General features: G+C 37.1%; 20 protein-coding genes and 1 pseudogene. 8 read left to right on the forward strand and 13 right to left on the reverse strand.

Annotated elements, in window-relative coordinates:
- Positions 1–64 precede the first annotated feature (64 nt).
- Together MSBRM_RS21680 and MSBRM_RS20200 are read right to left on the reverse strand one after the other, a co-directional pair.
- Positions 65–196, reverse strand: coding sequence for a hypothetical protein (locus MSBRM_RS21680; RefSeq protein ID WP_268989049.1), 132 nt, complete (start codon positions 194–196; stop codon positions 65–67).
- A gap of 4 nt (positions 197–200) precedes the next feature.
- Positions 201–518, reverse strand: a complete 318-nt coding sequence (locus tag MSBRM_RS20200) for a hypothetical protein (protein WP_141706428.1) — start codon at positions 516–518, stop codon at positions 201–203.
- A gap of 887 nt (positions 519–1,405) precedes the next feature.
- On the opposite strand from MSBRM_RS20200, the gene frhA reads away from it, so the two are divergent.
- The 4 genes from frhA (at position 1,406) to frhB (ending at position 4,844) form a co-directional block, all read left to right on the forward strand.
- Positions 1,406–2,776, forward strand: a complete 1,371-nt coding sequence (gene frhA, locus MSBRM_RS07765) for a coenzyme F420 hydrogenase subunit alpha (RefSeq protein WP_048155280.1) — start codon at positions 1,406–1,408, stop codon at positions 2,774–2,776.
- A 218-nt stretch (positions 2,777–2,994) separates the two neighbouring features.
- Complete coding sequence (locus tag MSBRM_RS21155; protein ID WP_230629196.1) at positions 2,995–3,165, forward strand: hypothetical protein; 171 nt, start codon at positions 2,995–2,997, stop codon at positions 3,163–3,165.
- Positions 3,152–3,976: a coenzyme F420 hydrogenase subunit gamma gene (frhG, locus tag MSBRM_RS07775; RefSeq protein ID WP_048155282.1), complete on the forward strand. Its 825-nt coding sequence runs from the start codon at positions 3,152–3,154 to the stop codon at positions 3,974–3,976. Before MSBRM_RS21155 ends, frhG begins: the two co-directional genes overlap by 14 nt.
- Positions 3,969–4,844, forward strand: coding sequence for a coenzyme F420 hydrogenase subunit beta (gene frhB, locus MSBRM_RS07780; RefSeq protein ID WP_048155284.1), 876 nt, complete (start codon positions 3,969–3,971; stop codon positions 4,842–4,844). The genes frhG and frhB overlap by 8 nt, the downstream gene beginning before the upstream one ends.
- Before the next feature lie 697 nt (positions 4,845–5,541).
- Here frhB and MSBRM_RS07785 read toward each other — a convergent pair.
- Both MSBRM_RS07785 and MSBRM_RS07790 read right to left on the reverse strand, forming a co-directional pair.
- Positions 5,542–6,333 carry a hypothetical protein gene (locus tag MSBRM_RS07785; protein ID WP_048118118.1) on the reverse strand — a complete coding sequence of 264 codons (792 nt, stop codon included), beginning with the start codon at positions 6,331–6,333 and terminating at the stop codon, positions 5,542–5,544.
- A gap of 3 nt (positions 6,334–6,336) precedes the next feature.
- Positions 6,337–6,828: a hypothetical protein gene (locus MSBRM_RS07790; protein ID WP_048118116.1), complete on the reverse strand. Its 492-nt coding sequence runs from the start codon at positions 6,826–6,828 to the stop codon at positions 6,337–6,339.
- 1,586 nt (positions 6,829–8,414) lie between these two features.
- Between MSBRM_RS07790 and MSBRM_RS07800 the strand changes: the two genes are divergently transcribed.
- The gene (locus tag MSBRM_RS07800) at positions 8,415–9,155 is read left to right on the forward strand and encodes a site-2 protease family protein (protein ID WP_048155286.1); all 741 of its coding nucleotides are present in this window, start codon (positions 8,415–8,417) and stop codon (positions 9,153–9,155) included.
- A 1,772-nt stretch (positions 9,156–10,927) separates the two neighbouring features.
- On the forward strand, positions 10,928–11,647 hold the full coding sequence (locus tag MSBRM_RS07810) for a CDGSH iron-sulfur domain-containing protein (RefSeq protein ID WP_230669108.1): 720 nt from the start codon (positions 10,928–10,930) through the stop codon (positions 11,645–11,647).
- A 329-nt stretch (positions 11,648–11,976) separates the two neighbouring features.
- On the opposite strand, the gene MSBRM_RS20210 is transcribed toward MSBRM_RS07810, so the two are convergent.
- The 4 genes and pseudogenes from MSBRM_RS20210 to MSBRM_RS21160 all read right to left on the reverse strand — a co-directional run.
- The gene (locus MSBRM_RS20210; protein WP_048122947.1) at positions 11,977–12,237 is read right to left on the reverse strand and encodes a DUF433 domain-containing protein; all 261 of its coding nucleotides are present in this window, start codon (positions 12,235–12,237) and stop codon (positions 11,977–11,979) included.
- Positions 12,238–12,849: 612 nt separating this feature from the next.
- Positions 12,850–13,035 carry a CxxC-x17-CxxC domain-containing protein gene (locus MSBRM_RS07815; protein WP_048118104.1) on the reverse strand — a complete coding sequence of 62 codons (186 nt, stop codon included), beginning with the start codon at positions 13,033–13,035 and terminating at the stop codon, positions 12,850–12,852.
- Positions 13,036–13,363: 328 nt separating this feature from the next.
- A complete protein-coding gene (gene eif1A, locus MSBRM_RS19365) occupies positions 13,364–13,693 on the reverse strand; it encodes a translation initiation factor eIF-1A (RefSeq protein ID WP_080941473.1) in 330 nt (109 codons plus the stop codon).
- 290 nt (positions 13,694–13,983) lie between these two features.
- Positions 13,984–14,161, reverse strand: a pseudogene (locus MSBRM_RS21160) (CxxC-x17-CxxC domain-containing protein); the annotation flags it as partial.
- Between the two features lie 380 nt (positions 14,162–14,541).
- Between MSBRM_RS21160 and MSBRM_RS07825 the strand changes: the two are divergent.
- Both MSBRM_RS07825 and MSBRM_RS07830 read left to right on the forward strand, forming a co-directional pair.
- Positions 14,542–14,727: a hypothetical protein gene (locus MSBRM_RS07825; RefSeq protein ID WP_048118102.1), complete on the forward strand. Its 186-nt coding sequence runs from the start codon at positions 14,542–14,544 to the stop codon at positions 14,725–14,727.
- Positions 14,728–15,055: 328 nt separating this feature from the next.
- On the forward strand, positions 15,056–16,195 hold the full coding sequence (locus tag MSBRM_RS07830) for an NAD(P)-dependent alcohol dehydrogenase (RefSeq protein ID WP_279385091.1): 1,140 nt from the start codon (positions 15,056–15,058) through the stop codon (positions 16,193–16,195).
- A gap of 634 nt (positions 16,196–16,829) precedes the next feature.
- On the opposite strand, the gene MSBRM_RS07835 is transcribed toward MSBRM_RS07830, so the two are convergent.
- The 5 genes from MSBRM_RS07835 to MSBRM_RS07855 form a co-directional block, all read right to left on the reverse strand.
- Positions 16,830–19,316 (reverse strand): PKD domain-containing protein, encoded by a 2,487-nt coding sequence (locus tag MSBRM_RS07835; RefSeq protein WP_048155295.1) that lies wholly within the window; start codon positions 19,314–19,316, stop codon positions 16,830–16,832.
- Between the two features lie 836 nt (positions 19,317–20,152).
- Positions 20,153–20,689, reverse strand: a complete 537-nt coding sequence (locus tag MSBRM_RS07840; RefSeq protein WP_048122945.1) for a superoxide dismutase family protein — start codon at positions 20,687–20,689, stop codon at positions 20,153–20,155.
- Between the two features lie 994 nt (positions 20,690–21,683).
- Positions 21,684–22,397: an undecaprenyl diphosphate synthase family protein gene (locus MSBRM_RS07845; RefSeq protein ID WP_230669110.1), complete on the reverse strand. Its 714-nt coding sequence runs from the start codon at positions 22,395–22,397 to the stop codon at positions 21,684–21,686.
- Positions 22,398–22,907: 510 nt separating this feature from the next.
- Entirely contained in the window at positions 22,908–23,258 is a 351-nt protein-coding gene (locus MSBRM_RS07850) for a P-II family nitrogen regulator (RefSeq protein ID WP_048122942.1), read from the reverse strand.
- Between the two features lie 562 nt (positions 23,259–23,820).
- Complete coding sequence (locus MSBRM_RS07855; protein ID WP_048118098.1) at positions 23,821–24,315, reverse strand: hypothetical protein; 495 nt, start codon at positions 24,313–24,315, stop codon at positions 23,821–23,823.
- Between the last annotated feature and the right edge of the window lie 118 nt (positions 24,316–24,433).

Below are 24,433 nucleotides of genomic sequence, written 5' to 3' on the forward strand. Positions count from 1 at the left end.
TTTTTTCATATTTCATTTTTTCATTTTCTACATTTTTTCATGTTCTTCATTTCTGTCATATTCTTCATATGCACTGTTTTTCATATTTCATTTTTTCATATTTCATTTTTTCATATTTCATTTTTTCATATTTCATTTTTTCATATTTCATTTTTTCATATTTCATTTTTTCATATTTCATTTTTTCATATTTCATTTTTTCATTTTCTACATTTTTTCATGTTCTTCATTTCTGTCATATTCTTCATATGCACTGTTATGTTTCCGGTAATGTGTCCAGTCATTGGCATATTCCCCATATTTCCGGTCATATTCTGCATTGTGGTTATATGACCCCCGGTTATGTTTCCGGTTATGATTCCAATCATTGGCATATTTCTCATATTTCCGGTCATATTTTGCATTCCAGTCATTCCAGTCATGTTGCAAATCATGGTTCCAGTTATACTTCCGGTTACGTTACCCATATTATTGGTCATTATATTCTCAGTAATATTTCCTGTCATACTTCCAGTCATACACCAGTCTACGCTTGCGTTAATCCAAGAGAAAAAGCTAAGCATAGGACTAGCAGAGGAATTCTCAATATCACCTTCATCCTTTACCCCCATAAACAAATTAGATCATTTGAATCTGATGTATAAAATTAGTCTAGTTGAATATCAATAATTATATATTAATAATTAAATAACTATTGGCCATTTATAAATAATTAATTTCTATCAATTACCAAACCTAGTTGATTTTAAGGCATAAAGACGATTAAAATTCAGATGCTTTGAAATATGCGCTATCTGACAAAAACGAACAATTTGGTAGTTTAAGCTAGAAATCAGCTTATGGCTATATAGCCAGAAAAAATAGAGCTGTCTGGCAGGCCACATATACGAGGCACAACGTTATTATAAAGAGACCAATATAATAATTTATAGATTTAAACTCAAAGCAAAATACTAGTAGCAAAATACTAGTAGCAAAATACTAGTAGCACAGCACTAAGAAATCCTTCAGGTTTCTGCGGTTCATGTCTAAATTTAAACTCGGAGGGCATAGTTTATCGACGTTCTGAGCCTTGCTCATTTCCTGAAGATCTCAGATTCATTTCTTAACGTACCAGATGTATCACTCCTTTAACCTTGACTTTCTCACGTGGAAAGTTCGATGAGTCCTGAGTTCAGGACTGTTATAAATATTGTTTCAGGAATACCAGGTTTTGTGAATTTTAGATCGATCAAAATTTTTTATATTTTAAGCGAAAACGATAGCTGCGCACTGGGATTAAATAAAGGGGGTTAACGTACTTTATGTATAGGGCCTATAGGAAACTACTTTAGAATAATCACACAGATGGTGCCTTAAATGCGGTACAGCCTGAAGAACACCGAATCGAAAACGAGGCATACCATTGACAAAAGTCGTAGAGATATCTCCAACCACGAGACATGAAGGTCACTCTAAGCTCACCCTTAAGGTGAATAATGAGGGTATTGTCGAGCGGGGAGACTGGCTCTCCATCACCCCGGTCAGGGGTATTGAAAAGCTCGCCATAGGTAAGACAATGGATCAGGTTCCGAAGATCGCCTCTCGGGTCTGTGGTATCTGTCCCATTGCCCACACCCTGGCAGGCATCGAGGCCATGGAGGCTTCGATTGGCTGCGAGATCCCCACGGATGCAAAGCTCCTGCGGGTCATTCTTCATGCAGCAAACCGCCTCCACAGCCATGCCCTGCACAATATCCTGATCCTCCCGGACTTTTACATCCCGGGTACGGAGACAAAGATCAACCCGTTTTCTAAGGAGCAGCCTTTAAGGAGCGTTGCGGTGAGGATCTTCCGCATCCGTGAGATTGCACAGACCATTGGAGCCGTTGCAGGGGGCGAGGCTATCCACCCTTCAAACCCGAGGGTTGGCGGAATGTACCGCAATGTGAGTCTCCGGGCAAAGCAGAAGATGGCCGACTTGGCGAAAGAATGTCTTGTCCTTGTTCACGAGCAGATGGAATTCATGCTTGAGGTTATCAGGAACATGCAGAACCGGGAGTTTGTTGAGGTCGCAGGCAAGCAGATCCCGCTCTCCAAGACTCTCGGATACCACAACCAGGGGGTCATGGCCACAGCTCCAATGTACGGATCATCCAGTCTGGACGAGAAGCCCATGTGGGATTTCACTCGTTGGAAGGAGACTCGACCATGGGACTGGTACATGGGTGAGGAAACCATTGATCTTGAAGATCCGAGCTATCCGATTGGCGGCACCACGAAGGTTGGCACCAGAGTCAATCCTCGAATGGAGGCCTGCAACACTGTTCCGACCTACGACGGTCAGCCTGTTGAGGTCGGCCCGAGGGCAAGGCTCGCTACCTTCAAGCACTTTACCGAGAAAGGCACCTTCGCCCAGCACATCGCCAGGCAGATGGAGTACACCGACTGCTGCTACACCATCCTCAACTGCCTTGACAACCTGAATACTTCGGGCAAGGTCCTTGCTGACAACATCCCCCTGGGAAACGGGTTCATGGGCTGGGCAGCGAACGAAGCGCCACGCGGGACCGATGTCCACATCGCGCGGGTGAAGGATGGAAAGGTGCTGCGGTACGAGATGCTTGTACCCACCACCTGGAACTTCCCTACCTGCAGCCGCGCTTTGACTGGAGCACCCTGGCAGATCGCCGAGATGGTTATCCGTGCCTATGACCCGTGCGTCTCTTGTGCAACTCATATGATAGTGATTAATGAGGAGAATAGAGTAGTTGCCCAGAAGCTCATGCAGTGGTAAAGAGAATGGAAACTTGCGGATTTTGGGGGAAACTTGCGGATTTGGGAACCCGCAAGCTCAGGTGGCTCACCGTTAAAGAGCTTTTCGCGGGGAGTTACAGGACTGTTCACTCCTGGATCTGACCGAGCCGATCCAGTATATTAAGGACGATATCTGGATCCGGGTCCTTGCATACCAGCAAAAATACATTTCTGCTCTCGAGATGTGGTCACCTCAAGATGGTCATACGGATTACGGACGAAGTACAGAGAGCCATTTCAGACACTGTATCCGAGACGCTGAAATTCGAGATACTGAAATCCGAGATTCTGAAATTCGGGATACTGAAATCCAAGATCCTGAAATTCGAGATACTGAAGGGGATCTGGATAAATTATGGAACTGCTTGAAAAGGTGGAAGCTATAAAGGAGGCGAAATCAGTGGCAAATAAGATCAAGCTCGGGCATGTACATTTGAGCGGCTGTACCGGCTGCCTTGTGTCCGTGGCCGATAACTATCAGGGCTTTCTCAAAATCCTGGATGACTATGCCGACCTCGTATACTGCCTCACTCTTGCTGACGTTCGGCATATCCCGGAGATGGACGTGGCACTCGTCGAGGGATCGGTCTGCATACAGGACCGTGAATCGGTAGAGGATATAAAGGAGACACGGAAGAAGTCCAGAATCGTGGTGGCCCTCGGCTCCTGCGCGAGCTATGGTAATATCACCAGGTTCTGCCGCGGAGGACAGCATAATCAGCCACAGCACGAGTCTTACCTCCCAATAGGAGATCTAATTGACGTGGATGTTTACATTCCAGGATGTCCCCCGAGCCCGGAGCTTATAAGGAACGTTGCTATCATGGCGTATCTGCTCCTTGAAGGGAACGAGGAACAGAAAGCCCTTGCGGGCAGGTACTTAAAGCCTCTTATGGACCTTGCGAAGCGCGGCACGACCAGATGTTTCTGCGATCTGATGAACGACGTGATTAACCAGGGCCTTTGCATAGGTTGTGGCATTTGCGCTGCATCCTGTCCAGTGCGGGCGATCGCGCACGAGTTCGGGAAGCCGCAGGGTGACCTTAACCTCTGCATCAAGTGCGGCTCCTGCTATGGTGCCTGTCCAAGGTCGTTCTTCAACCCTGATGTGATTTCTGAATTCGAGAGCATCAACGAGATAATTGCTGGAGCGCTTAAGGAAGGTGAGAAGGATGATTGAAGATCCGTATCTCGGCAAATACGTGACATGCGTTTCGGCACGGAGCACGGATAAGGAGATTCTCAAGAAAGCACAGGACGGCGGCATAGCCACCGCCCTCATGGTTTATGCACTCGAGCAGGGGATCATCGATGGGGCTATTGTAGCAGGCAAGGGTGATCTGCCATGGAAGCCGAGGCCGTTTGTTGCGATGAGCCGTGAGGATATCCTCAAGGCACAGAGGGCGAAGTACAACATCAGCCCCCAGGTTTCCTGGCTCAAGGAGGCAACTCGGTCTTTTGGCCTTGACAAAGTAGGGGTCACCGGCGTCTGCTGCCAGATGCAGGCGGTCAGGAAGGCTCAGCTCTATCCCATCAACATGAGGGATGTCCCCGGCAAGGTTGCCTTCGCAGTAGGGCTCTTCTGCATGGTGAACTTCCCATACGATTCCATACAGGCCCTTGTTGAAGACCACGCAAACAAGAGCTTCAGCTCCGTGAAGAAGATGGAGTTTGGGAAGGGAAAGTTCTTTGTCCACACCGAGCGCGGAAACGTCTCCACTGTGCCTCTTAAAGAGACTCATAAGTACGAGCAGTCAGGTTGCCACGTCTGCCTCGATTACGTTTCCAATCTTGCTGACATATCGACCGGCTCGGTCGGAAGTCCAGACGGTTGGTCCACAGTCTTCATCCGCACAAAGGTAGGGAACGAGATCTGGTCTAAAGCAGTCGCTGAGGGCTTGTTCGAGACAAAGCCTATCGAAGAAGTCAAACCCGGTCTTGGGCTCGTCATGAAGCTCGCGAAGGAGAAAATCGACAAGAATAGGAAGACGCTCGAGGAGCGCAGAAATTTTGGGGTTAATAAGGCGTTAAGGGATCCTTACGCCTGAATTTTTCTTATTTTCATCAACTAATTGCACTGAAGGATAATCAAGGAGCTATATAGTCTGCGGGGCAAGGGTAAAATCTCAGTAATATTAGTAATTGAGACATAATCAAAAGAGAAAGTAAAAATGAATACTTTTTTAGATTTTAAATGCTTTTGTCCAACAAGATTTATTATATGGAGATCTGTAATTAGAACTTACTGAAATTTTACATAATACGACAACTGCATACTCAAATGGGATAAGTATGCTGGGAGAACAAAGCTTTGAATATGACTTTTCAAACGACGAACGTTCTGAGACTATAGAATTTCCTTTTCCAATGTTCATGAGTGAACTGAACCTCAGATGGAATGGAAATAGTAGTTAGGTGGACAGTTCAAATGAGGAAATAATAATCAACATAAAAAATAAGAAGTGTAGGGGCTTAATAGAAAGATTAGTACCTTTATTAAAAAAGACAGAAATGGATATCATTTTAGTAATTCTCTAAATAAAATTAATAAATTCTATGAATGAGATACGTTTCAAGCTTGTCCAAAAGATTTCCCACTATTTATATTCTAATGAGAAATTTAGTAAAATTTATGAAAAAGAAATTGATTGAAGAATATGAATTTTTTAGCCACCGTCGAACCTATAAAATATCCACCCCTGTGACTTGGCGGTGTCTTCTGTTTCCTTATCCAAGGAACTGAATTTAATATTTAATGTTATTCCAATTTGCTTTCACTCGAGTTTTTAATCCACATCCGGTTCCATGCATGAAATCATCTAATCTGAAATTATATAAAATACAAAAGGCTTCAACGAATTCTTTTTCAGTTTGCCAAGGCCATTTTTTATATAGGAGATGATCTGGATTCTGCCAAGGCCATAACCTACATCGAGGATCAGCAGGTCTTTCAGTGATTAAAATGTGGTTGCCAATTGCTTTTCTTCTATGCAAGACTTTTTCACAGATTCTACCAGAATAAATCCTTCTTGTAATATGTTCACAAGCTCGCATATCTTGGCCGCAAATATTGCATGTAATCTTTTCAACTAAAACACCTGGACTTAGGTATAAACCATGTCCATATTCTTTATCTATATCTTGGCATAGTGATCTAATGTCATCAAATATCCAATCTAGATTCTCTATATTAATATATGAGTTCATAAATGAAGAAGTGTATTCTAAGCGCTCTTTACAGTCCCAAATTTCAAACCATATTTGATCCACTAATTCAGGAAATCTTATCCAATCTAAAGATATTGTCATTTGCTTTAAATTAGCAAAATTTTGTATGCCACGAAAAAAGATACCACATAATAGTACATCGTTTATATCTTCAAATTCACCTGTATTTTCTTCATAAAGAATACTTTGACACATTTCAACGAAATATCGTGCTTTTGATATTGCTTTTGCCAGTTCATTAGATTTAATGTATGATACACATTGCGAATAAGTGGATATTGCGGCTCCATTTAAAGTATATTTAACCATAAATTACTCCCATCTTTTTGATTCTTCTTCCAAGCGCTCTTTCAAAGTTTTAACATCACATTCATATTTAATTTTTTTACCTTTCTCGAATCGAATATCAACATGGATAGTCTTTTCTTGGAATGCATATTTTTGAATTATTTTTTTTTCTGAATCTCTGTCATTTACTTTTCCTTTAAGCCAGTCATATATAGCACAAGCTAAAATTGGAACTACAAAATTATCCCGAACCCATATTAATCCAAGATATATGTCACATGACTTTCGCTCATACGTCTCGGAATCAATACCTAAATCATAAGAATTAGCACATTTAATTCCACTTTGTTTGAGTATCTTACTTAAATCAGATGTATAATCGGCATCATATAGATTCTCTTTTGAATCACTTTCAAAATTTTCAGGGAGACATAATATTTGATAATCCTTACATTTTAGTAGATCTATTCCTCTGTTTAATAGTATTTCTTCTTCAGAAAGATTTTCGACACACATCTATATCACCTAAATAATCATTTAAATGTTGCAATCAAGGTTCTACTATAAAATCTATATGATGAAGTATCTAAATATTGCTTGATTTCTTATAACAGGCAACTCTCATTACATAAAAATTTGTATTATGATATAGGCAACAATAAACAAAATAAGCACAATAACACTATATAGTTCCAGATCTGATCCAAGCACAGTTTTGAAATAAGCAAAATAAAGAAACAAACAAATTAGAGAGAATGCAATTCTGAACATTGCGAATGCATAGAAATATTTCTGCTTTCTAAGTGCAGAATATAAATTAACATTGCTTTGTTGAAGCATATTTCCACTTTTAAAAATGATTGAATAACCATTTAGTGATATCACCAAGATAAATCGAAATCTAGTGAAAAAGTAAAAATGAGTACAATCAAAATAATTATTATATGTTTAAACTATATATTTGTTTATCTTTCAAAAACTCAAATTTGTATTTTGTAATAAAAATTTCCATAAACCCTAATCTTTCCTTTGTATAGAGATAGTATATGTTAGAACAGTCATCAGTTTTGATATTAACTCTTCTACCCATCGGAGAAAACTGATATCACGATAGATCTGAAAAATTTGGTGAATAAAAACACAGTCAAGTGAACAGATTTAAACAGAGAACAAAGGTCGATTTGTTTGATGGTAAGTGTTTTGGGTAACAACCTATAGACTATCGTCGCTTATACAAGCTGTAATTCAATATTTTCAAGTGAAGATTGCCAGCAAGGTCAGAACAAATACTCAAAATAGGGAGTTCAGAGTAACGATGAGTTCTAAATTTTTTCATCGGATATAGTAAGTTAAAGTAGTATATTTTTCATAGAGTCAAGAGAAAAGAAAAAAGATAAGACATGTTTTTTAGCGACTTAAAAAATACAACTTCTTATGAATTTATATATTATCTAAAAACCTTAAATACCGCCCGATATCTGCTCCCTTCGTGAGCATGCGGGCAGGAGGAAGTTTTCAGATGAATTTAAAAAAGAAATTTGACAACTCTTTTGGCGTAAATAAGGTGCTTTGGAATCCTAAGCCTGAAACCCACTTTTTTAATCATCGAAATTGCTCGCTTTATCCACGCTGAATAAGGGGATGGGCATGTTCTTATCCCCAAGATGCTTTCACAGAAAGCGCATTGAAAACCGACACTGAGATAATCGGCTACATGTGTTTCACATCTTTTATATTGCTAACATTTAAACTTAATATTTAAAATCAGTGTGTATTTTAGAAATAGGTTATAATTTCGACATGAAAGCGACAATTTTTTATAATTTGAAAAGTTTGAAACCGATGAACATAATTTGGACATTTAATGGAACCTGGTGAAAATTGAATGATATCGTTTTTTGGTTCTAAATACACCATGTAGTTGCTTTTACCCCCTGACACGAAAGTGGAATAAATTCATATCTAAGTGAAAATCAATAACGGAAAATTATGAATATGAGAAAATTTACTGCGGAAAACAGGTGATAGCGGGTTAATGACTCATAGAATAAGTTTTTAATGCCGAATTTTAGTTTGAGAACCTCTTAGAGGTGAAGTAGATTATGGAAACAGAAAATGATGAAAATTTAACTAAGAAATTAAGTATAAAAAAGGTGCTATTCAATATTTTATTTGTTTCTTTTACAATTTTAGTATTAGGATTTGTTATAAATTACAAATATGCAGTGGGATATATATTTATTCTTGTTATTCATGAATTCGGTCATTATATTACAGCAAAATTTTTAAAAGTAAGTATTGCTTTTGGAGGATTTACTCCTGTTGGAGCATATATAATTCATGAAAATCCTAAAAATTGTAAAGAAAATGCACTTATTGCAATGGGAGGGCCGTTATTTGGAGGCTTACTTGGGCTCATTTACTACATAGTTTATTATGTTACAGGGGATAATATATTTTTAGTATTAACTTTTACTTCAATAATTCTAAATTTAGGAAATTTAATACCTGTAAGCCCTCTTGATGGCGGACAGATAGCTGAAGCAATCTCTCCTATTCTATGCTATATCGGATTTCCATTTTTAATATATTTGTTTACATTATCAAACAGATTAAAAAGTAAGATATTATTGCTTTTTATTATGGTAGCAGGTATTTATCAAACATATAATTTTACTATAAAATATAAAACTGATTCTTATTACAAGCTGGATAAACCTATTAAAATAAAATTTATAATTATATATGGCATGTTGATTTTATCTTTAGCAATCAGTGCAATATACCTTTATAATTCGTTTGATTTTAAAGATATATGTCATAGCATTGTTAGATTTAAATAATTATATACAAATTAAAAATTATAAAATGTCATAGCATTGTTAAATTTAAATAATTATATATAAATTAAAAATTATAAATGGGCAAGTCTGTATATAAGTTCTTCATTGCATTTCAACATAATATTAAAATATAGCCTATATTTGATAGCTATAACAAAAGGAAACGAATAATGATTATTTCCTTTCAAGAAATTCTATGAATAAATCTAAATTTTGCTCTTTCATTTGAATACAAAAATCATTATTTTTATCTATATTTTTGTACTGTTAGTACAAGGTATTTAAGTGACTATGCATTGTTGATTTTACCAATTTATACCACTGTGCATAATCTTGAATTCTGTTTACAGACATAGGGCACAATAGCAAAGTTAAACAAAATCCTGCTTCTGCACCCGGATAAATTACAAAAGGTACAAAAGGGAAATTTCTACATGCTTGCAGCTATCGTATATTCTGCATTTTGAGTTTATCAATAATGGGCACTATCCGACGATTGCTTTATAGCATCCTTAAAGCTCTGATTTTACCGCATTCGATTTTAAAATATTCGCACTTTCTTTATCTACATTTTTTAGGATTTTCTCAGACTCTTTTCTACGAAAATCAATAATATGAATTTTGCAGCAACTTGCATTACATGATTCCGGACAGTTATAATGTTTGAGCCTGTCCCAAAACCTATTTTATTCTAAATCATCATGAATTTACAGGATCATTTTAGTGATTAAGTATTCAATTGATTGCTCCAAATACGAGATTCAAAAATCAAATTTTGAGTTTTGGGATAGGCTCGATAGTTAATAAAAAGATATTTGATAATTCCTTCAGAGTTAATAAGGCGCTGCTGGATCTTTACACCTAAAACTCTCCTATTTTTCACCGTTGAAATTATTAGCGTTATATCCGTGTATGACAGACTAAACAAATGTCTTTGCAATAAAAGTTTAATTTCAAGACACCCTCTAAGCTGGTTTACGATAGCAGTTTATTACTAATATACTCAGAGTTATGAATAAATACGGAAAGATAGATTCCCATATAGATGCAATACTTGCACTTATAATAAAAAAAATAGGATTGGTAAACCAGAAATTATTACACCATGATTTGGTATAGGGATTGAAAAACCATGAACTATTATAAATATTGTACAAATTATATAAGAATAGCGGGATAAACAAAGCAAAATACAATTTTAAGTAACTCGATTTACTCATACAGTGTCTTTCTTTTCTTGTCATCCTACAGTATAAATATAAACCAAATAATACAAATAATGCTACAATGACAATGTAAACAACCGGTATCCCATATAATGTTACAACATGACTCGAAACTACTACTCCTTTTCCTACTACTTCTCCTGTGCCAGAGCCAATGATTGCACTTTCATTGTTCACATTTCTATATATGTTTTAAAAAGTTAAAAGATTTTTTATTTCACCCAGCACCCTTGGACTTGATAAACCTTATTTTATCTCCAGTGGAGAAATGAGATTTAGAAATCCGTAATCATCGTCTGTCTCTGATCCCTCTCCCTTATTCTTGAAACCCTCAGTTGAGCTGATAGCTATATAATATGTCTGCAGCAGTAACCATCTTATTGCCTGGTTGAGGAATTTGATCAGTCTTATTACATGCTCTCTTATTGAAGACAGTATGAACCGGAAAACAATAGAAATAATCAAAGAGGTGAAATAATCAAAGAGGCAAATAGTCAAACTAAACATCCAGTACTGCATTATAAGAGGTAATGGGGAATTATGATTATGGCAGTCAATGAGAAAGAAATGAGGATTAAGATAATCAAAGACGGACCGTATCGGGTTACAGGTGGAGTGCCGCTTTTAGAACAGGTAATTGTCACCGATGACGCCGGTCACACAAGAGAATTAATTGATATAAAGGAATACCCCCGGCGGGAATCCTATATTTTATGCCGCTGTGGCTCATCCGAAAACAAGCCCTTCTGTGATGGTACCCACCGCAAGATCGGTTTTGACGGTAGTGAAACAGCTAGCAGAAAGTCTTACCTGGAAAAAGCGGAAACGTTTGAAGGTCCTGATCTAAAACTCACCGATGCCTACGAGCTCTGCGATCATTCACGTTTCTGCCAGCGGGCTGGCGGAATAAGGAATCTCATGCAAAACTCAGACGACCCGGAAGCCAGAAAAACCGCAATAGAAGAAGCCATGATCTGCCCGTCGGGACGGCTGGTCCTGTGGGACAAGAAGACAGGCAAACCCTTTGAAAAAGAATTTGAACCATCTATTGTACTGGTTCACGACAAACAAAAAAATTGTGAAGGCCCCCTCTGGGTTCGAGGTGGGATCCCCATTGAATCTGCAGATGGCAGCCTGTACGAATCCCGAAACAGAGTAACCCTCTGCCGCTGCGGGAAGTCGGAAAACAAGCCCTACTGTGACGGCAGCCACTGGATGACCAGCCAGCAGAAGCTCGAGTTCAGGAAGAAGTGGGGCCTGAAATGATTGAGTTCTTTGATTGATTGAGTTCTTTGATTGATTGAGTTCTTTGATTGATTGAGTTCTTTGATTGATTGAGTTCTTTGGTTTATAGAGATTCTTAACTTGTGGAAATAGTAATCTCGCATAACAATCAGGCAATCCAAAAGCCAAAATGAAAACAATCAATGGGCGATTCCGCGATAAAAAATAGAGAATTCGAGGATAGCCTTCTTTATTTCAATATATCCTCGAACTCCTTTTGTCTCTACAGATGCTGTCAAAGTCTCGATGCTGTTAAAGTCTCATCAGTCTGCACAAGCTCAGAGGAATATTTTCATTTACCAGCAAGTGCATCAGTCTACTTTATGAGAAATATTTACAGGATAACCCCTTTCTGTCCTGAGTAAATAGCTCGCATACATCCAAAACGCTTGAATATTCTCATGAGCCAGGCCAAGATAGTTCCGAAGGATTTCCGACTCAGTTCTCATGAAACAGCAGGTTGGTAATAAACTATGCTGCATGGAGTTTACCTTTAATCCTTTGATAATAGGTTTGCCTGTAAGGACTGCGGAGTCAATAACGATATTTTCTCTCCAGTTCTTAGATCTCACCAATGCTTTTTTGATACACAAACTGAACGAATTGTGAATTTCCAAATTGCAGATTCTACTTTTCTTCTTTTTTGTCAGTGACCGCCCGATATCTGTTGCTTCGCAGCATGTGGGCGTGGAGGGAAGTTTTCAGATGAATTTATTAAAAAAGAAATTTGACAACTCTTTCAGAGTCAATAATCAGAGAAATCAGGAAACTTATTATATTATTTAGCAATAAAATTTTTGTTATCTACTGTTTTCTTTCAAATGTACTCTAAACCCATATTTGCTGTCAATAAGTTTGAGAGTGAAGCAATAGCCAGTTACTATTGGTTATAGTTTTACGTGAAGTATCAAGATAACTTCGAGCAAGAAAGCCTGCAAAGTTCCCCTTTTTAAGCTGCATCAAGGGTTTTTCAATTTTATTTTTCGGAACCTGATCTTCACAAACGTATTCGGGGAAGATTCCAGCAGACCGCCTGCAGGAAAAATATCTTAAAAATGAGTTGAACCTGAAGAGTAGTTAACTTTAAAAGTATATTCCAAAGTTAGGTGAATTTTAAAAAAGTGGAAAAAATAAAAGTGGAAAAGAAATAAGTGTTGATGCAAACTTAATTGCAGAAATAACACTTAGTATCTGCGGTTTTCTCTGGGCTTCCTGTGGTTAGGAAGGCATTCTCTACAATAAACCGGTCTTTCGGGGTCAGGTTTGAAAGGCACTTCGGTTTCAGCACCGCAATCAGAACAGGTTGTCTTGTACATTTCTCTAGGAGCGCCGAAATTGTTTCCTCTGAAGTTTCTGTCATTAAAAGCCATTTTTGTTTCACCTTTGTTTTAGTTTTTGTTAATTGTTTAAAATAAGATTGTATAGAACTTTTTGTTTAAAATCAAAAATTGGTTTTTAACAACAGATCATTATACATCTCTTTATTTTCAACATGCATACATTGTACTTACAATATATAAATATTTCTATATACAAAAAGCAAAATCTTTTCAATAAAATAATTTCTACACATGTCTTGCAGAGAAGGTGGCAGGCTCGCTCCTGCAAAAAAGCAAAATATGAATTTCAGGCATCTTTATCAGACACCTTTGTTTCAGTTACCTATCTATACTAGGCATCTTTACAATTTTTAGATTATTACTTAATGTAGCCTTTCCGTTCAAGCCACTCGACCTGTGGCCTTGTATATTTCCAGGTAACGTCGGCTTTGGAATCCTGAATTTCCCACGGGTTAGCGATAACAATATCGCCTTCACGAATCCACATTTTTTTATGTTTAGATCCCGGGATCCTACCCATTCGGACAACTCCGTCCATACACTGAAGTGTTACCCTTTTCGAACCGAGTAAACACGCAACAGTTGCCAGGACTTCGTTTCTATCCTTTCGGGGAATTCGTACCCTGGATACTTCAGGTGTATTTCCTGAGTTTGCTGGTTTTCTGGATCCTGATCTTCTTTTTCTAATAGTGCTTCTGTAATTAGCTAAGTTAATTCCTCCTTGATGGCCTTTGATTTATTATTTATAAGTCGAAAATTGATAAGTTGAGTTAAAAACTGATAAATTGAGAATTGAATGATCCGTACCTATTACTATTCTCTATGCTGTTTTTTTTGTTTCTACTTTTTCCTGCTGCGTTAGATGGAAATAAGTCTAGAAACAAAGAGAATAAACCAAAAAAAACAAAAAGAAAAAGATGAATCAGGCATTAATGTAGAATTTAATTACAAATTAATAACACCTGATGCAGATTATCTTTAGAATTTCCTGTGGTTAGGAAGACATTCTCTGCATACTGGCCTGCCTTCGGTGAGTTTGAATGGTACTTCGGTCTCAATACCGCAAGTCAGAACAGGTCACTTTTGTCATTTCTCTTGGTCCGCTGCTACCACGGAAACATCCAAAATTTCTCCTGGAGTTTCTGTCATTAAAAGCCGTTTTCCGTTCACCTTCGCTTTAGTAGATAATTGTTAATCTAAAAACAAGATTGTATAGCCCCTTAAATTAAAAACAAAAATTGGTTTTTAACAACAGATCATACGTTTCTTTATTTTCAACGCATATACTACATAGTCAAATTATATAAATGCACCTATAGAAAAGTAGATACATTCTTTCAAATGAGAGAAAACTTTACCACCAAGACTTGTAAAATATAAATAAGTGCCTGAAATTTTGATTCCGGTTGATTATTGATAAAACTAAACTGACCAGTCCTAAACTGACCAGTCCTGCAAAGTTTCCCTTTTACATCTGAAAAATCGTGGAGTTTTCGTTTTAATCAGAAAACAACTCTCTCAGCAAAAAAGAGCACTTTGAGCAAAAAAGCCCTTCAAAGGGCTCCTTCAAAATCTGCAAAAATCACTGGTTTTCAAATTTATCTTTTCTTAATAATCTTACTCGGGGAAAATTTCAGGAGACCGCCAATAGAAAAAATACATTTCAACGGAACTGGGATGGGTGAAAATGTTCTTTTCGAATTCTGCGATCCAGTTTTGTAAAGATAAATGAAAAAAGATCCTATTGGCAGGTTTCAATTAAATCAGAAACCCTCCGTAAGTAAAGAATCGCTTTATCTAAAGAATCGCTTTATCTAAAAAGCCTTGCAAAGTGCTCTTTCTCCAAACTTTCTTAAAATAGCGGGTTTTTAATTTCTCTTTAGATTCGGGCGTACCAATGGTATAAAAAATATATTTTAACTGAAATGAATCAAACATTAAATTCAAGCTTCCATCCTTAGTAATTATAAATACCACTACAGCAGAGTAATATGCGAGTTATTATAAAAAGCATTGAAAAATAATTATTTTGAAAGGTTGGGGTACTAATATGAAAGGATTTGCAATGCTTGAAATTGGAAAAGTAGGATGGATCGATGTTGAAAAACCTTCAGCAGGACCATATGATGCAATCGTGAGGCCTATTGCGGTCGCGCCGTGTACATCAGATGTTCATACGGTCTGGGAAGGTGCGCTTGGCGACCGCAAAAACATGATTTTAGGACACGAAGCTGTAGGTGTTATAGAAGAAATCGGGTCAGAAGTTAAAGACTTCAAGCCAGGCGATAAAGTAATTGTTCCTGCAATTACACCTGAATGGCGATCCATGGAGGCACAGGATGGAATACCTATGCATTCAAATGGAATGCTTTCTGGATGGAAGTTTTCAAATTTCAAAAGTGGAGTCTTTGCAGAATTTTTCCATGTAAATGATGCAGACATGAATTTAGCCCTACTTCCAAAAGGAATGCCACTTGAACAAGCTGTCATGCTATCAGACATGGCAACTACTGGAATACAGGGCGCAGAAATGGCAAAAATTAAAATGGGCTCTACAGTTGCAGTCATAGGGATTGGCCCTGTTGGTCTGATGGCAGTAGCAGGTGCAACTATTCTTGGTGCAGGAAGGCTCATTGCAGTAGGAAGTCGGAAAGTCTGTGTTGATCTTGCTCTAGAATACGGAGCATCTGAAATTGTTGATTACAGAAAAGGTGGACTTGTTGAACAGATTCTTGCAAAGACGAATGGAAAAGGTGTGGACTCTGTAATCATATCAGGAGGAAATGAAAATACAATTTCAGATGCAGTCAAAATTGTAAAACCCGGAGGCACGGTATCAAATGTCAACTACTACGGAACCGGAGACATACTTCCTATTCCACGTATTGAGTGGGGATCGGGTATGTCTCAAAAAGACATACGTGGTGGCCTGACCAACCGGAGGTCGTCTGAGGATGGAAAGAATGGCAGACCTCTGTACCTACGGAAGAATATATCCGGAAAAAATGGCCACTCATGTATTCAAAGGGTTCGACAAAATGGAAGAAGCTCTCATGCTCATGAAAGAAAAACCAAGAGATCTGATCAAACCTGTTGTTCTTCTGGATTAATAAGCAAGTCAACTACCCTTCCTAAACTCTTCGCAATGCTCGGAGTTTTGAGGAAGGGATATTCTCGCCTTATGGGATAAAGTAATTAGATAGGATAGGATAGAGTCATAAAAGCCCTGCAAAATACCCCCTCTAAAGCTGCAAAAGTTATGGATTTTTTAATTTCACTTTTCGTAACTTTATCTTGACAAACGTATTCGGGGGGTAACTTTATCTTGACAAACGTATTCGGGGGAGATTTTAGCAGGCCGTTGATGGGAGAAATATATTTCAAATGAATTGCTTATGGGTGAAGATTTTTCTATTTGTATTCGGCGGTCCGAGTTATTACAGCTTTTCTTGATCCATAAATAGACTGAAAAACATCTTTTAAATCAGAAAAATCCCTCCACATAGGAAAAGAATCACTTAATCTAAAGAATCCCTGGAAAAATGCCCCTTCTAAACCTGATAAAATTGCGGGTTTTTAGTTCTCGGGTTTTTAGTTTTCTGTCCTTAGTCTTTTTCTTAGAAACGTATCCAAAGAAATGGATTAAAGACAAAACATACAAAAACTCTCATGAGAAATTCAAATGATATTACAAAAGTTAAAGATCGGGTTCAAGATACTTTTTGCTGAAAAATAGTAAACAAAACGGTAAATTTCAAATCTGGCAAATGGATATATTCGATTTATTTAGCCAGATTTGACCAGTTACCTGCCGTCTTTTAGTTTTAATCCTTTTTATCATTCGAGCTGGATACTGATATATATTTAGATCTTTTTTCCGCATCCGTTCCGTTTTCATTTTTGACTATTAAGCTGACGGTATACACTCCAGCGTTATTGTATGTATGTACAGGATTTCTGTCTGCTGAGTATGCATTGTCTCCAAAATCCCATTTCCATTCTGTTGAATTTTCTGATAAATCTGTAAATTGTACCGAAAGAGGACAGCAGCCACTTGTAACATTGGCGCTGAAATTTGCAACAGGCATTCTCGATCCTTTTAATGAGATAGTGCACATATGAATATAGTTACCGTACTTGCCATTATTATACCACAATATTCTGTCCCTGTATATTACAGGACAATCCTGAAGTAATCTACTGGTAGTGATCTGAATTTCTTTCTGAATGGAAAGATTATACATGAAGATATCAAGGTTTCCATTTCGTTGATCCTGCCAGACTATCCTGTCACCGTAGATATCGGGACGCTGCTGACTTAAATTATCAGGAGTTATCTTGATTTCCGTGGAATCAGAGATGTTATACACATAGATCTGCCTTTTTTCATAGCCATCATCCTCCCACACTATCCTATCATCATAGATAGCAACAGGAAATCCTGCTGACCCGCTGGTAGTAATCGGAGTTTTTTTGGAAGTAGAGAGATCGTACATGTAAATATTGGAGAATCCATTGCTATAGGATACACTGGTATAGTTCAGCCACACTATCCTGTCACCATAGATATCAAGCCCCACAACTGATGTATCATTAATAATTTTACTTTCTTTGGAAGTAGAGAGGTTGTACATGTAAATATCGGGCACTCCTTCTTCATCACGATTATCTGCCCATACTATCCTATCCTCATAAATAGCAGGATGGGATGTGCTTCCGCCGGAGGTAATTTGAGTTTCCTTAGAAGTGGAGACATTATACATGTAAATATCGGATTGACCATTGAGAGATTCATACCAGACAATCCTGTCCTTGTAAATATCAAGTCCGTACACTGATCCGTTAGTAGTGTGTATCCGAGTCTCCTTTTTAGTTGAAATATTGTACAGACAGATGTCATACTTATCATTTCCACTGTAATCTCCAGTATGATCAACCCATACTACTTTGTCATCATAGATTGCAGGAGAATCGTATATAGCTTTTCCACTGGTGCTAATTTGAGTTTCTGTTAGGACGAGTTGATTATCGAAAAGTTGCTCATCAAATACTAAGACTGTAGATAATTTTGAATCAGTAGTATTTGTATCGCTTACTGTCAGGTTAACAATATAGTTTCCAGGATTGGTGTATATATAAACAGGATTTTTTTCTGTAGATTCAGCTACTCCATCATTATTGAAGTCCCATGATCTTAATATCGCATTTTTTGAGAGATCTGTGAACTGTACAGACAGAGGGGAAAATCCCAAATCTGGAGCTACAGAAAAGTTTGCAACGGGAGATTTTAATACTGCCGAGGCCATACAAGTGTAAATATCAGAATGCCCCCCATCTGCGTGCCCCCCATCTGCGTTACGATTATCCTTCCACACTATCCTGTCATCATAAATAGCAGGCCACATTTGACCTGATTCATCTTTGGTTACCTGAAATTCTTCTCGTGTGGAAATATTGTACAGGTAAATATCCCGGTTGCCGTTGCGATCATCCATCCAGACTATTTCATCTTTGTATATTACAGGCTCATGTGCTGATTCGCTGTATGTAATTTGAGTTATTTTAGAAGTAGAAATATTATACATATAAATATCTAGATTTAAACTGTAGCGTTCTCCAATACGGTCACCTGCCCATACAATATTATCACCGTATATATCTGGGTCCAACTGCCAAAATTCACTGTTTGTAATTTGAGTCTCTTTTGAAGTCGATAAGTTATACATGTAAATATTGGAATTTCCATTATGATATTCTGTCCATACTATCCTATCAGCATAAATGGCGGGATCATATGCTTCTCTATTGAATGTGACCTGACATTCGGTAGATGTGGACAGATTATACAGGTAGATATCAGAGACTCCATTTTGAGAATTATGCCATACAATCTTATCTTCGTAAATAGCAGGAATACTGTGTTCAGAGACATTTTTGGTAATCTGAAATTTTTCAGTTGTTGAAATATCGTAAACAGAAAGATTGTAATTCTCCTTGTTCCCACAGATTTGATAATCTCGACATACAATTTTGTCACCGTAGATTGCAGGCCAGCTCCCATGGAATGAATCAAGTTGGATATCTTTTGAAGTGGTCAAGTTATACAGATGAATTATCCCTGAATCATTAACATAATCTAACCATACGACATTATCCTCGTAAATGGCAGGAGTAGATGCTCGTGAACCGTTTTGAGTAAGCTGAATTTCCTGTACACCAGATGCTGCAGCTGATATTGAAGTTAAGAATAAGAACACCAAAGTTGTTGAAGTTAAAATTATTGAATATAGCTTTTCTTTATTATTCTTCATTTATTCCCCCAATATGATATATCTAATCTTTAACACATAAGCCTTAATAGTGTCATTATTTCTAATTAGTCCCTAAAGATTAAAATGAAATGAATAAGATGACTATATATATTTAGTAAAAGTTATTCCCTGAAAGTTTTTTTGTCATTTTTAAAAAATGCTTGTCAAAACAAAATTAATGTTGAATTCGTGAAACGTCAACAGACAAAGGACAACAGGCGAATTAAAAAAGTTCAATAAACTTTCAGAATGGAAAATCTTTAGCATCTCTGCATATGGGAAAAAAAGTTACTTCCTGAGGATTTTACAGTTGAACTGGCATCAGGAAAGCAAATGAGATATTTATAGACATTTATAGACATGAGAAAACAAGACAAATGTATTCTCTTGCCAATTTGATAAGTAATCCTACTTTAACTAAGATCCATAACGATTTACTGGTACTAACAGATAAAGAAAGTGCCCTCTTTTGAAGGTGTAAAGCTCAAGAGTCTTTTAATTTCACTTTTCTTACAGACGTATTCGGGGAAGATTTAAGCAGAACGCCGCTGGAGAAATATATTTAAACTGAATTGAACGTGAAGAGAAGTTCAATTTTAGTTAGAAAAACTCTACCCAAAGGAAAGATCACTTCAAGTAAAAAAGCCCTTTACAGGTTTTTTTATAAACTTTTTTTGAATTGCAAAAAATCACGGTTTAAGAAAAAGTGTATCTTGGGTTTGTCTATATTTAAAAAGTGTAAGTCCGCTTGAGCGAAGCAGAATTCGGTCAAAGCCGACACCGTACTGCCGAAGCGGAATTCAGAAGGTTCATATTTCTGCGAAGATGGAAAAAACTTATTTTTTCTTGATAACTCCACAGGCAATCCGCGCGCCACTATTGCCGGTAGGATTGGTCATCTGGTCGTCAGGGTCAGCATGGATGACCAGTGAGGTGCCGTTGGCTGTGAATAACGTGTTCGGTCCGGGTGACAGTGTCACACGGTCTGTGGTGACATTCATGTGTCCCGTGCCATCCTTGCCCACTTTGAGGTTGGGTAGATCACCGGCATGTGGGCCTTTCGGGTTGTTGAGGCCATGCTCTTTGCCAAGAGGGTTATAGTGTTCACCGGCAGACGTGAACGACGGACCAATGCATTTTCCTGTATTGTGGATATGGATGCCGTGCAGACCCGGCTTCAAGCCTCTCACGTTGATGTTGATATGAACTGGGCCATTGGCTTCCTCGGTAAAGGTAGCCATCCCGACAGTATTTCCTTTCACGTCTTTCATGATAGCTGTGGCACTATATGTGGCACTTTCATGGGCATAGCCCGTAGTTGCAAGCATTAGTACCGCCGAGATAGTCATTAGTAGTATCAATCCGGCTTTCATCAACTTATTCCCCCGAAAAATGAACTTTAGGTTTGAAAGAAGCATCTCGTCTCCGTTCCTGATACCGGCACAGTATTTCTGTTGCAATAACATATGGTTCGCATGCCGGAGGTCAGCCATTAGAAGAATGCCGGGTAAAAACGGACGCTTCTTGTTAACATACGTTTAGACAAATACACATTCCTATTTTATAAAATTGCTTATATAAAACTATTAATATGTATAATTTAATGAGAAAATTATAAAACTATTAATATGTTATTAATCAAATGAGAGAATTCTTTATAGTAAGGTCTTATAGACAAATATAAATGCCTGAGATTTAAACTCACGTTTCAAAGATAGAATGAAAACGATATCTATAGGCAGCACAACCGTTAATTACATCTAAAACTGGTCCTACTAATAACGATTTTGTACTACTTTTATCAATTTTTAAGTTTTAAAATCGATGTGAGTAAAGCCCACAAGACATACTAATATTTTGAAGTTGGTACTACATTTCACGTTCAAATCAATGGCATTTTTGTAATAATTTATTATATATTATGGCAAGTTAGTGGAGTTATTTAGTATTAATATGTCCCATGTGTCAAGTAAATTCTCCTAAATAGGTCAAAAATAATGGAGTAAAACACATTTGAACATATGGACTATTTTTTTCACAATCATTAAGACCAGTTTTCTAATTACATTTGTTAGGCACTACACATTTTCACTAGCAAGAGAACCATTCAACCAACATCTTTGAAAGTTCAGTTAAACTCCCATTAATTTCGATAAAATAAAATCGTTGGTCCTGCAAAGAACTCCTCTTAAATCTGAATAATTACCGATTTTTAAGTTCTCTTATTTTAACAAAGATGTGCGGGGGAGATTCCAGAAGACAGCAAATAGAGTAAATATATTTTTAAATCCGTTACTTTTAAAAGTTACAAAATCTGTGTCAAGTATGTGTTCGAGAGAATACTGATCGATAGTGCAGGATCTATTTTTACCCACCCAATGTAATATCCTGTTCTTGATAAAATTCTAGTGCATTAAATAAGTGTTCTGGCTTAAAATCTGGCCACATTTCATCGATTACATATATGTCTGAATACACTGTTTGAATTGGAAGCATTCCACTGAGTCGGCGTCTTCCTCCCCAGCGAATAAGTAAATCTATTCTTGGAATTTCTGCTGATGCAATGTTTTCTACAATTTTCTTACTATCTGATGAGTTATCAAACGCATATGCTAAATCCCAATACCAGCCATAATTTATTAAAAAATTTATTTTTATTTTACCTTTCCCAACTTTTGTTCTCTTTGTATATGCAAGTAACTCTTTTGGAAATATGTTCGAGTCAGTATTCCCTATTACAAGTATTTCAGCGTTACGTTTAGATATTTCTTGAACTGATTTTATACAGGCATCTACAAATGCCTTTCTTTGAATTTGAGGCCTTTTTGTGTTATCTTGAGTAAATCCAAAAAAAGTAACTTCGTCTATTCCGATTTTTACGCACATGTCATATACTTCCAGGCCTGGGATTACTCCATTGTTATATCCTTCATGCTTTTCTAAGCCTCTAGCTATAGCCCATCTTCTGTTACCATCTGGTATTATAGCAATATGTCTTGGCAATCTTTTGAATTTTGGTATATCCAGAAAAGCCCCCATATCTCTTTTGCTTAAAATGCTATAAATACTCTTCATGAGCATAGCTCGTAGTTTTGCAAACATTAGCACTGTCTGAGATAACCCTTTATAGTAGGATCTTATGGACAAATAGAAATGCCTGAAATTCGAGCCCAATCAAAATAGAAATATCTGAAATCTGAGTTCAATAATATTTTGTAAAGTGAAAGAGTTGGTCTTGAAAAGCGCTTCTTTTAAATCTGCAAAATCACGGGTTTTTCAATTCTCATTTCTTAACAAATATATTCGAGGTAGATTTAAGCAGACCACCTCCAGGAAAAATATGAGCTTATATCATAACTCAAAACTTCTTCTCCAGTTCTCGAATTAGGAATAATCAATAAGTTTCTAATCATGGAAGGTAATTCTGAAACTCTTTAATTCTGAAACTCTTCTCGATTTTGAGGATAAGACTGATTTTGGTATAAGCTCCGTAAATAGTCGTTTGAAGTATTACTTTTTTTTAAAAACCTAATTAATTTGTGAGTGTAATAATGTCCACGTAGTATTGTTTTTACGATACCGGTCTGTTTATTAAAGAGCGTCGTTTCCAGTTTCTTTCGTGCGAATTCTTATTACGTCCCCTAGTGGTAGCACGAATATCTTGCCGCTTCCGATATAGCCGTCTACATCTTTTGATCCTCTTTCTATTGCTTCAACTGTCGTTTGCAGAAACTCATCTTTCACCGCAATTTCAATCTTGACTTTATCAAGCAGGTTTGCTTCGTATTTTTCAGTTTTAGCTCTATCAACATTCAGATGTCCTCCCTGGGCACCATATCCAGAAACAGATGATACTGTCAATCCATGTGCTCCAATTTTCTGAATCTCTTTTTTGACATTGTCAAGCTTTTCTGGTCTTATCATTGCGATTATATATTTCATTGTTATCATCACTCAGCATCCGAGTTCCTGTTTTATTCTATTTATAACCATCATATTAAAAATTAAATTATTTTTCTGAAAATTAATAACAATGTGTAATCAATTTAAAAATTCTTAGTATAAATCTATCCAAAAACAATCTTGTTTGCATATCAATAAGGTTTTCAAAATTAATTCCATGACCGCAAGGTCATTGACTATTCAAAATTAGAGGTTTAAGGATGTAATTCTAAGTTTTTGGATGAGCTCGTATTTTAACTGCTCTGGTCGTGGAAAAAAAGTTCACTTCAACCAGAAAAATCCGTCTCATAAAAGACTACTTCAATCAAAAAAGCCCTGTAAAGGGCTTCTTATAAATCTGCTAAAATCACGGGTTTTTTAATTCACTTTGATTTTTCAAACGAGAATAACTCAGAAATTGAGGTAGCTGGATAGTTACTTCAAACGTATTCGGGGAAGATTTAAACGGACCGGAAACAGCAAAAATATATTTTAATTGAATTGGATACCCGAAAAAAGATTTTAGTTATTCTCTTTAAATTACAAATACTATTTACCAGCCTTAAAACCTCAAGCCATCATCGGTTAATGTGATATCGTAGTTCCCAACAAAAAAGGTATCATGCACATTTACACCGTTTACGGTTTGCCTGGGAGTATCGTTTATTTCCACAGTACGGTCAGTTATACGAATTTTCGTTCCTCCTACATAGAAAATTCCACTCACTGCTGCGTATCCGTCTTCTGTGATTTTAGCATTAAAAATAACATCACCGTTTTCTCTTTTTGTTAACGTGAGCCCATTTCCTTTCTCGATTTCTCCCTGCACATCAAAGTTTTTGTTAATTTGAGTAAACTCGTTCCTGTCGATTTTTGCTATGAGTTCTGAGTTTTCATCCTTGATCTCGGTTGTCAGAGTAAGGTTGCCATCAGAGTTTTCCAGAGTAAACAGGTGTGTTCTGTCTCCTTTTTCTGTACCTGTCTGATATGACACCATATATGCCTGGTCTGCATAGATGTTTGATCCCAGGATTAGCATATAATCATCGTGAGTCATGTGATTTTCGCCTGTAATTTTATGTATATATTTACTAATATGATTATATAAAATGCTTCTTAATCAATTTTTATTGCGGAAAACTGAAAACGAGCTCAGTTCCAAAATCTAGTGATAA

The sequence above is a fragment of the Methanosarcina barkeri MS genome (assembly GCF_000970025.1).
In the GTDB taxonomy this organism is placed as follows: Archaea; Halobacteriota; Methanosarcinia; order Methanosarcinales; family Methanosarcinaceae; genus Methanosarcina; species Methanosarcina barkeri.

Bases quoted from the DNA above. Each gene is read 5' to 3' on its own strand.
- MSBRM_RS07830 (WP_279385091.1), top strand. From the start codon at position 15,056: ATGAAAGGATTTGCAATGCTTGAAATTGGAAAAGTAGGATGGATCGAT.
- frhB (WP_048155284.1), top strand. From the start codon at position 3,969: ATGATTGAAGATCCGTATCTCGGCAAATACGTGACATGCGTTTCGGCA.
- MSBRM_RS07835 (WP_048155295.1), bottom strand. From the start codon at position 19,316: ATGAAGAATAATAAAGAAAAGCTATATTCAATAATTTTAACTTCAACA.
- MSBRM_RS20200 (WP_141706428.1), bottom strand. From the start codon at position 518: ATGACTGGAAGTATGACAGGAAATATTACTGAGAATATAATGACCAAT.
- MSBRM_RS07790 (WP_048118116.1), bottom strand. From the start codon at position 6,828: ATGTGTGTCGAAAATCTTTCTGAAGAAGAAATACTATTAAACAGAGGA.
- MSBRM_RS07810 (WP_230669108.1), top strand. From the start codon at position 10,928: ATGGCAGTCAATGAGAAAGAAATGAGGATTAAGATAATCAAAGACGGA.
- MSBRM_RS07845 (WP_230669110.1), bottom strand. From the start codon at position 22,397: ATGCTCATGAAGAGTATTTATAGCATTTTAAGCAAAAGAGATATGGGG.
- MSBRM_RS21155 (WP_230629196.1), top strand. From the start codon at position 2,995: ATGGTCATACGGATTACGGACGAAGTACAGAGAGCCATTTCAGACACT.
- MSBRM_RS07850 (WP_048122942.1), bottom strand. From the start codon at position 23,258: ATGAAATATATAATCGCAATGATAAGACCAGAAAAGCTTGACAATGTC.
- MSBRM_RS07855 (WP_048118098.1), bottom strand. From the start codon at position 24,315: ATGACTCACGATGATTATATGCTAATCCTGGGATCAAACATCTATGCA.
- MSBRM_RS07815 (WP_048118104.1), bottom strand. From the start codon at position 13,035: ATGGCTTTTAATGACAGAAACTTCAGAGGAAACAATTTCGGCGCTCCT.
- MSBRM_RS07785 (WP_048118118.1), bottom strand. From the start codon at position 6,333: ATGGTTAAATATACTTTAAATGGAGCCGCAATATCCACTTATTCGCAA.
- MSBRM_RS21680 (WP_268989049.1), bottom strand. From the start codon at position 196: ATGAAATATGAAAAAATGAAATATGAAAAAATGAAATATGAAAAAATG.
- MSBRM_RS07840 (WP_048122945.1), bottom strand. From the start codon at position 20,689: ATGAAAGCCGGATTGATACTACTAATGACTATCTCGGCGGTACTAATG.
- frhG (WP_048155282.1), top strand. From the start codon at position 3,152: ATGGAACTGCTTGAAAAGGTGGAAGCTATAAAGGAGGCGAAATCAGTG.
- MSBRM_RS07800 (WP_048155286.1), top strand. From the start codon at position 8,415: ATGGAAACAGAAAATGATGAAAATTTAACTAAGAAATTAAGTATAAAA.